General features: G+C 40.5%; 2 protein-coding genes and 2 pseudogenes. 3 read left to right on the top strand and 1 reads right to left on the bottom strand.

Annotated features, from left to right (window positions below; all coding sequences use genetic code 11):
* Positions 1-55: 55 nt before the first annotated feature.
* Positions 56-787 (top strand): NADPH-dependent F420 reductase, encoded by a 732-nt coding sequence (locus AB4Z33_RS30660; RefSeq protein WP_442053524.1) that lies wholly within the window; start codon positions 56-58, stop codon positions 785-787.
* A gap of 86 nt (positions 788-873) precedes the next feature.
* Here the strand turns inward: AB4Z33_RS30660 and AB4Z33_RS30655 are convergent.
* Positions 874-1,506 (bottom strand): annotated as a pseudogene (locus AB4Z33_RS30655) (arsenic resistance protein); the annotation flags it as partial.
* 216 nt (positions 1,507-1,722) lie between these two features.
* Between AB4Z33_RS30655 and AB4Z33_RS30650 the strand changes: the two are divergent.
* A pseudogene (locus AB4Z33_RS30650) lies at positions 1,723-2,058 on the top strand (DUF5412 family protein); the annotation flags it as partial.
* Positions 2,059-2,273: 215 nt separating this feature from the next.
* Positions 2,274-2,861, top strand: a complete 588-nt coding sequence (locus tag AB4Z33_RS30645) for a helix-turn-helix domain-containing protein (RefSeq protein WP_442053523.1) — start codon at positions 2,274-2,276, stop codon at positions 2,859-2,861.
* Positions 2,862-2,970 lie beyond the last annotated feature (109 nt).

Genomic DNA, 2,970 nt, shown 5'->3' with positions numbered 1-2,970 from the left:
TGTATACAGATTACTCAATCAAGGGACCATGAAATAGGATATTGGAGGAATGGAAATGAGATTTGGAATTATAGGTGCAGGCCCAATTGGATCTAATATAGCGAAAAAATTGGTTGATAATGGACATGATGTCAAGATTGCAGACGCTCGTGGGATTGAACGCTTGGAAGGGAAAAATCTTACAGGAAAACCTGTGATCGTAGAAGATGTCATTAATAATATCGATGTTCTTATAACGTCGATCCCTTTCTATGCATTGCCAAGCATTCGCAACATTATAGATAAAGTTGGGGAGGAGGTCGTCGTTGTAGACACTTCAAATTATTATCCTCAAATCAGCGGTAAAATCGAAGACGTGGAGAACGGAATGGTTGAAAGTGTTTGGGTGTCCTATCATTTGGGAAGACCCATCATTAAAGCGTTCAACAATTTYTYAGCCTATACGCTAGAGCATCATGGAACTCCCGAAGGGACSGATGGACGCATTGCTATAGCGGTTGCTGGCGATGACCTATCCCATAAACAAATCATCATGGGTGTAGGAAACGATCTAGGCTTCGATGCCGTAGATAGCGGTTCTTTAAGCGATTCGTGGAGACAACAGCCAGGAACCCCAGCGTACTGCACCGAACTTACAAAAGAGGAACTAGCCATAGCCCTAACGAAAGCGAATAAAGAAAAGGCGCCACTTCTGCGCGAAAAGGTCATGGAAAAGCTGATAGCTTCAGGTGGAACATTTTCCATTCATGATGTTGTTAAAGCAAATAGAGAAGTATTCAATTCATAAATTACAAATCCCTGTACCTTCAACTAAAAGGGCAGGATAGCGTGGAAAATCAAAGGAGCCTCCACTCAAGTTGGGGGCTCCTTTGCTTATTCAGACCTCGCCTGATTAGCTTTTTCACGTAGAACCACATTAGGAACAAGTCGAACATAGATAAGTTCTCCAGCAAGCTCGACAATGGTTTGGGTCACAATAATTGCAGCGACTAGTGTGCTCYAGTTTTCAGGTAAAGCTAGAGCAAGGGGAAGAACCACAAGGGAATTACGTGTTCCCGAACTAAATATAACAGCTCGTCCTGACCTAACATCTAGTCTAAACCATTTTACGATAAAGCGAGTAATGAACGGCATGATGAGCATGAATGCGATATAAATAGGAATAACTTTGATAATTAGATCCCAGTAGGCAGATAGCTTGCTAATTTGCGATGATACAACAATTAAAAGCGTTAGCGCCATCAACGGTACAGGAATCCATGCCGAGGCATCTAAAAGGAGTTGACCACCACGACGAGTTTTATTAGTAAACAGTTGTAATCCTATAGCCAGCAGAAGTGGCAATACGATGATGATCAGAAAGGCTTCAATAAAAGGACCTGGACTCACAACTTCAGAAGCCTTTTTACCCATGAAAATCCACAGATAAATGGGTAATAAAATCATTTGCGTCACAAAAAGTATAGGTGTTGAAAGGAGCATAGCTTTTTCATTTCCACGGTCTAGGTTCAGATCGCATCACCATTAATATGTCTTGTAATGATCAGCGTATCTTGGGCACTACGTCCACCAAGTCGTAAACTAAAAGCTCAGTAGTGTATTGAACTAACGGTGAACGACGCCGATGATGACACRACGTGAGCTGGCCAGAACGACCGGCTGACGTCTTTGCTAAGTAGACCGGAACTAAAATCGCTATAATACAATACATACTTTTTTACATTCGATAACCTTGAAGGTGAATTTTATAAAGGACCTGTGGAATCCCCAACCGGTAAATATACTGCTAATGCTTACTATAAAACTTATGGCGGTGCCGCTGGTGGAGTTAACTTATGGGTAGAAATTACTTATCATGATGATAACAAAATGAAGACTGTTTATCATAGTGATGCGAATAGAAACTTTTCTATGGAGTGGAAAAATGAAAATATTCTATCTATTGTAAATGAAGAACCAGGGTACTCCAGTTCAAACAAAAGTGTTAAATTGAACGTTGAAAAAGAGACTTATTTCGATGGAGGTTTGGTTTGGAGGATAATAAACAATCAACATTAACAGAGCCTAAAAATTAAAATGAAGCGTTACGCTAACGGGAGACTATAGTTCAACATGACGTTACGGCAGCCGGCTTCACAATCGGCTGCYGATATTGTTGAAGTAACGGGCAGTTTAATGCAACTAACGGTTGCAAATCAATTCGACGCGTCAACTTAGACTCGATTTACGCAATTGTGTCCCTATGCTAACCTATTGTTAGGAGGGATAAGATAATGATTAATATCAAGCGGGTCGGGAAGATCATAGCAACCAACCGCAAAGAGTTTGAAATGACTCAGATACAACTTGGTGAAATTTTAAATGTTAGTCATCAGGCTGTTTCAAAGTGGGAAAGAGGCGAATGTTTACCAGATATCGATATTTTGGTACAACTCGCCAAGTATTTTAATAAGTCAGTTGATCACTTTTTAGTTCAAGAAGATTCTGGCAACACAACCGAAACAATGATCCAGAACAATAATAATAATGACATTTGGGATTCAGTCCTGGAGAGAATTAAAAATCAAATATCTCAGCCAAGTTTTGATCAGTGGTTTTCTAACACAACAGCAGTTCATATTGGCGACTCACTAATCATTTCTGGGAATGACCCTTTTGCTACTGACTGGTTATATCGAAGGTACTCATCATTGATTCTAAATGCTGTGGACCAAATTAGAGGGAATCGCGAATCAGAGATAACTTTTCGTTTTTCTGAAGGCTCCAAGAATACTGACCGTATAACAATAGAACGTTGTACTAACGGGAGACGAGAGTTGAATGTGCACAGCGGCAGCCGGTCATGTGATCATCCAGGATGAAGTTGAAAGGTACGAATCCCGAGACACATTCCAAAACACAAGAAACAAGGAGCAAGATCCACGGAGATCTTGCTCCTTGTTCTACATTTAGGGAAAGAAAATAGAATCC

It is taken from the genome of Paenibacillus sp. 2TAB19 (genome assembly GCF_052115185.1).
In the GTDB taxonomy this organism is placed as follows: Bacteria; Bacillota; Bacilli; order Paenibacillales; family Paenibacillaceae; genus Pristimantibacillus.
This window is presented reverse-complemented; position numbering and strand designations above follow the sequence as displayed.